Origin of the sequence: Gordonia sp. (in: high G+C Gram-positive bacteria), from assembly GCF_049299075.1 — a bacterium.
Classification (GTDB): Bacteria; Actinomycetota; Actinomycetes; order Mycobacteriales; family Mycobacteriaceae; genus Gordonia.
This window is the reverse complement of sequence record NZ_JBAQWU010000432.1, coordinates 1-5,806: the sequence shown is the minus strand read 5'-3', so window position 1 is coordinate 5,806 and position 5,806 is coordinate 1. Positions and strand designations below refer to the sequence as shown.

Sequence of the window (5,806 nt, the reverse complement as noted above, 5' to 3'; positions counted from 1 at the left end):
GGGCATCGCGGTGCTGGCGCTGACCATGCCCGTGACGGCCGCATCGCTGGGCGTCGCTGCGGCCCTGGCCGTACCTGCCGTGGTGACCGGCATCGGCCTGCTGGTGGTCTACTTCGGAATCAGCGATCCCCCGCTGCCCACCGATTCCACGCAGACGCCGCCGTCACCGAACCCCTATCGGTCGGGCCGATATCTGTGGCGGATCCACGCGTTCAGCGTGCTGCTGGTGATCGGCCAGTCGATGCTGTGGACCTTTGTGCCAGCGTGGCTGATCGTCGCGCTGGGCTGGTCGCCGCTCGGCGCCGGTGTGCTGGTGACCGTAACCCAGATCCTCGCTGCACTCGGCCGCATCGTGGCAGGCCGGGTGTCGGACCGGTGGGCCTCACGAATGCGTCCGGTACGGGCGATCGCGGTGGCCGCGGCGCTCAGCCTCGCCGCTCTGGCGCTGGCCGATCAGTTCGACAGCGTCGTCGCCCCGGCGATCATGGTGCTCGCGACGATCTGCACCGTCGCCGACAACGGCCTGGCGTTCACCGCCATCGCCGAGGCCGCCGGGCCATCGTGGAGTGGTCGCGCCCTGGGCGTGCAGAACACCGCGCAGTTCGTCACCATCGCCGTCACCACCCCGATGCTGGGCATGGGCATCGAGCGGATCGGCTACGCCGCGGTCTTCGGCATCGTCGCCGTCGCACCGCTGCTCGCACTGCCGCTGATCCCGAAAGATCCCGCGCTACGGGAGGAACCGGTCAGCATCGACCCGTAGGCGTCAGTCCGGGGGCGTCTGCTGCGCATCGAGCGCAGCTTGCGCCTCGGCCAGGCGGCGCCCCCGGCTGCGATACCGGTAGATGAAGAAGCCGATTGCTGCACCGATCAGGAAGCCGAGCAGCACCCCGAGCAACGTCGCTCCTCGGAACGCCGGCGCCTCGACGTCGAAGATTCGCTCACCGGCATGCGCGGAATTGCTGGTGCCGGCCACCACCGACAGCGTCAGCAGGTTGGGAATGGAGGCGAGCACACCTATTCCGGCCAGGACGGCCGCGGCTACTCTGCGGTGAGTCGCCAGCGCCAGTCCGGCCAGGATGAGCAATACCAGGGTGATCGCCGTCCCGGCCGCGCCATACAGGAGGCCGGCGCTGGTGCCGCGAGTGAACGAGCCGTCCACCAGCGAGCCGATGTGACCGGCCCACCAGCGCGGCAGAAATGCCGCCAGGATGAAGTAGGCGATGATCACCAGTGCGACGCCGCCAACCCCGATCAGCACCTTCTTGGCCCAACCGTTCACCTGGTCGGCGACGCTGGGCGCAGCGGACGCGCGCCCCTCGATCCGTTCAGCTTCGGCTGGCTCCGGAAGTGACGGCTCCGGTAGTGACAGCTCCGGTGCTGAAGGCTCCGGTAGTGACTCAGTCATGTCTGCGTCCTCTCCCCCACACGCCGTGTGGGCCGCCGCGTGTGGAACATCGTAAGGCGCACGCCCCTGGAAACTCCGCTGATCTTCCTGGTTCCGAGTGGGCGTCGCCGAACTCGTCGGCTCACACCAGCGCGAGGATCCGGTCGCCGACCTCGGTGGTGGAGCCGCGCTCGGCGCCGCGCGAGGCGACGTCGGCGGTGACGGCCGCCTCGATCCGCTCGGCGCCCGCATCGTCGCCGAGGTGACGTAGGAGCAGGGCGACCGACAGAATCGCTGCGGTCGGATCGGCCAAGTTCGTTCCGGCGATATCCGGCGCGCTGCCGTGCACCGGCTCAAACATCGACGGATTAGTGCGCGTGGCGTCGATATTGCCCGACGCGGCCAGCCCGATACCACCGGTGACGGCGGCCGCCAGATCGGTGATGATGTCGCCGAACAGATTGTCGGTGACGATCACGTCGAATCGGCCCGGATCGGTCACCAGATAGATGGTGGCCGCGTCCACGTGGCAGTAGTCGACGACCACGTCGGGGAATTCGACACCGACCTCGTCGACGGTGCGCGCCCACATCGAGCCAGCGAACGCCAGCACATTGGTCTTGTGCACCAAAGTCAACTTCTTGCCGCGCGCCTCGGCGCGGGCGAACGCGTCGCGGACCACGCGTTCAATGCCGAATCGCGTATTCACGCTGACCTCAGTGGCCACCTCATGCGGGGTGCCGACGCGGATCGCGCCGCCGTTGCCTGTGTACGGACCCTCGGTACCTTCCCGCACGACGACGAAGTCGATGTTCTGCTCGCCAGCCAGCGGCGAGGCGACACCGGGGTACAGCACCGACGGTCGCAGGTTCACGTGGTGGTCAAGGATGAATCGCAACTTCAACAGGAAGCCACGCTCGAGCACCCCCGACGGCACTGAGGGATCACCGATGGCCCCGAGCAGGATGGCGTCGTGCTCGCGGAGCGAAGCGACATCGTCGTCGGTCAGTAGGACACCGGTCGCGTGGTAGCGACGGGCCCCGAAGTCGTACTCGGTGGTCCGCACGTCGGGGTGCAGCTTGGCCAACACCCGCAACGCCTGATCGATCACCTCCGGGCCGATGCCGTCGCCAGGAATCACTGCCAGCTTCATGAGAAGTCCACCTGCTTGATCAGCGTGGCCTCGACGGCGCCACCGATTGCGGCGACGACGTCGTCGTCGATGGTCCCGTCCACCCGCAAGATGGTGGTGGCGCCCGGACCCTCCAGGTCCTGGGCCAAACCGGCGGCAACGATGTCTACACCGGCGTTACCGAGCAGGGTGCCGATCTTGCCCAAGGTGCCCGGCTGGTCGGAGTAGCTGATGATCAGGTTCTTGCCCTCAGCACGCAGATCGAAGTTGCGACCGTTGACGTTCACGATCTTCTCCACCTCCCGCGGCTCGGTGAGGGTGCCTGCGACGTTCACGCCACTGCCGTCGGCAAAAACGGCACGGACGTCGATCATGCTGCGGTGATTGGGGCTCTCCGTCGCGGTCACGACGTCGTAGGTAACGCCGCGTTCTTGCGCGACACTCGGGGCGTTCACAAAAGTGACTTGCTCGTCGACGACGGCCGAGAACAAGCCGCGCACGGCCGACAGACCCAGGACGTCCACCGGTCGCGCGGCCAGCTCGCCGCGAATCTCGACGGTGACGGCGGTCGGCTGCTGCTCGGCGAGCACCCCGACCAGCTGACCCAGCTTGCGCGAGAGGTCGAGCCACGGGGCCACCTCGTCGTCGACCGGCCCGCCGGTGATGTTGACGGCATCGGGGACGAACTGGCCGGACAGCGCCAGCTGCACGCTCTTGGCGACGTCGGTACCCGCGCGGTCCTGCGCTTCAGCGGTCGAGGCGCCAAGGTGCGGCGTCACGACGACCTGATCCAGGTCGAACAGCGGCGAATCGGTGCACGGCTCGGTGTTGAAGACATCCAGGCCTGCGGCGCGCACATGGCCGGACTTGATCGACTCGGCCAGCGCGGCCTCGTCGATCAGGCCGCCGCGGGCGGCATTGACGATGATCACGCCTGCTTTGGTGCGAGCCAGCTCGTCAGTACCGATCAGACCGGCCGTCTCCTTGGTCTTGGGTAGGTGGATGGTGATGAAGTCGGCGCGCTCGAGTAGCTCGTCCAAGCTCACCAGCTCGATGCCCAGCTGCGCGGCACGCGCGACCGAAACATAGGGGTCGTACGCGATCAGGTGAGTCTCGAAGGCCCCCAGTCGGGCCGCTGCCAGTTGCCCGATGCGGCCGAGTCCGACCACGCCGACGGTCTTGTCGAACAACTCGACGCCGTTGAACGACGACCGCTTCCAGGTCTTGTCTTTCAGGGTGGCGTCGGCGGCCGGGATCTGCCGCGCGGCGGCCATCAGCAGGGCGACGGCATGCTCGGCGGCCGAGTGAATGTTCGACGTCGGAGCATTGACCACCATGACACCGCGCTCAGTGGCCGCCGGTACATCGACGTTGTCCAGACCGACGCCGGCGCGGGCGATGATCTTGAGGTTCTTACCTGCGTCGAGAACCTCGGCGTCGACGGTGGTCGCCGAGCGCACGAGCAGCGCGTCGGCGCCGACGACGGCTTCGAGGAGCTTAGGCCTGTCCGGACCGTCCACCCACTGCACTTCGACGTCGCTGCCCAGTGCCTCGACAGTCGAGGGGGCAAGCTTGTCGGCGATCAAAACAACGGGACGGCCGGATGCGGTCACTCTAGTTTCTCCAGTTTTTTGTCGAGGCGGCGAGCGCGCCACGCGTGTGCGCGGGTTCGACGATCACTGTAAGCGCCGCGGGGTGGCTCGGCACACCCGGCCACGTGGCAATGTGGTGCAGCGCACGCCGACCAGGTACATTGATCGCGATGTCTCGATTCGGTCATGGCTTCATTTCGCTATGCGCTTCTTGTCCCGGGAACAAGGTGGAAGCCGAATACGGTGGACCGGAGCAACCGGTCCCGAGGACCACGAGTGAAGACGAGCGGAGAACTTGATGAAGAAAATGGCAGTGGTTCTGGCGGCGATTGTCGCCACCATCCTGTCCCTCACGGTCGGCGTGGGCAGCGCCCAGGCCGCGCCCCCGAAGACCGCGATCGGCGGCGGTTCGGGGATCTTGGTACTCAAGGGCGGTAATTCCGCCGCAGCGTGCACCGTGACCGCCGTCGGCCGCCCAACCTCCGGCCCGAACCAGGGTCAGTTGATCGCGCTGACCGCAGGACACTGCGGCCGCCCCGGCCAGTCCGTGCTTGCCGAGTCCGCCCAGAACCGCGGCGTGATCGGCGTCTTCCAGCAGAGCTGGACTGACATCGACGTGGGCGTCATCAAGCTCGACTCGACGCGCGTCCGCCCGGTCCGCACGGTCGGCGGCGTGACGATCAAACGCCTCAACACCACCCCGATCACCTTCCCGACCATCATCTGCAAGGAAGGCCGCACCACCGGTCACACCTGCGGTATCACCTGGTTCTCCGACAGCCAGGCGCACTTCTCGCAGATGTGCGTCATCGAAGGCGACTCGGGCAGCCCGGTCGTGGTCGGCGACACCCTGGTCGGCATGGTCAACGCCTACTACTTCGTGTCCTGCCTCGGACCGGAGACCGGCACCAACATGGGCACGATCATCCGTCGCCTGAACGCCACCGGCTACAACGGCTTCAAGGTCGTCTAACCACTTCAGCAACGCAAGACAACAGCTGCGGCGGCCCAGGGATTCGTTCCCGGGCCGCCGCACTCGGTGTGCCACCCGGAGCAGGCCGTCAGCCGTCGCCGCCAGTTCACGCCTGATCGCGCAGGTCGGCGAGGAGGTCATCGAGGACGGTGTGCAGCGCAGGCTCGGCGGGGCTGAACCAGCGGTGCCGGACCCGCTCGTTGGCGCCGCCGGGGGTCTCATGCGCGGTGCGGAGCGGATCGAGCGCGAGGTTGTCGTCGGTCAGTGATCGACCGACGCCGGCGAACAAACTTCGCAGAAAGCGCTCGGCATCGGCGGGCCGAATCCCTTGTGCGCCAGCCCAGTTCGCGAGGCTCGCCAGGTACTCGTAATGCGTGCTCACCGTCGACGCGAGGCCACAGAACGCGATGAACGCCGTCTCGTTGTCGACGGCGAGGGCTCCGCCGAGCCTCTCGAACAGGGCCTCGACGTCGGGATGGGTGGGGAAGAGGACGGTGAGGCAGTTGCGCTGGCTCACCTCTTGCAACGGCATCGCGCGGACAATATGTGGCCGCGTGTGCAGCATGTCGCGGAGGTGCGCGGCACTGATGGCGGCCATCACATTCACCACAACGTGGTCGTCACGAAAGCGCAGTTCTGCGACGGCGTCAGCGCACTGCTCGGTGCGCAGTGCGAGGAACACCAGATCTGAGCCATCGACGACGTCCTGGTTGCTCGTGCAC

The 5,806-nt window shown here is 67.1% G+C and carries 6 protein-coding genes; 2 read left to right on the top strand and 4 right to left on the bottom strand.

The genetic code is table 11. The features are described from left to right. The coding region (locus WAW85_RS13870) for an MFS transporter (protein WP_422560187.1) at window positions 1-763 on the top strand (763 nt) is incomplete at its 5' end. A 3-nt stretch (window positions 764-766) separates the two neighbouring features. Here WAW85_RS13870 and WAW85_RS13865 read toward each other — a convergent pair. The 3 genes from WAW85_RS13865 to serA form a co-directional block, all read right to left on the bottom strand. Next, window positions 767-1,408, bottom strand: a complete 642-nt coding sequence (locus WAW85_RS13865) for a hypothetical protein (RefSeq protein ID WP_422560186.1) — start codon at window positions 1,406-1,408, stop codon at window positions 767-769. Between the two features lie 121 nt (window positions 1,409-1,529). Continuing rightward, window positions 1,530-2,540, bottom strand: coding sequence for a 3-isopropylmalate dehydrogenase (locus WAW85_RS13860; protein ID WP_422560185.1), 1,011 nt, complete (start codon window positions 2,538-2,540; stop codon window positions 1,530-1,532). After that, the gene (gene serA / locus WAW85_RS13855; RefSeq protein ID WP_422560184.1) at window positions 2,537-4,132 is read right to left on the bottom strand and encodes a phosphoglycerate dehydrogenase; all 1,596 of its coding nucleotides are present in this window, start codon (window positions 4,130-4,132) and stop codon (window positions 2,537-2,539) included. The genes WAW85_RS13860 and serA overlap by 4 nt, the downstream gene beginning before the upstream one ends. 277 nt (window positions 4,133-4,409) lie before the next feature. Between serA and WAW85_RS13850 the strand changes: the two genes are divergently transcribed. Continuing rightward, window positions 4,410-5,084, top strand: coding sequence for a serine protease (locus WAW85_RS13850; protein WP_422560183.1), 675 nt, complete (start codon window positions 4,410-4,412; stop codon window positions 5,082-5,084). Between the two features lie 106 nt (window positions 5,085-5,190). On the opposite strand, the gene WAW85_RS13845 is transcribed toward WAW85_RS13850, so the two are convergent. Further along, the coding region (locus WAW85_RS13845) for a hypothetical protein (RefSeq protein ID WP_422560182.1) at window positions 5,191-5,806 on the bottom strand (616 nt) is incomplete at its 5' end.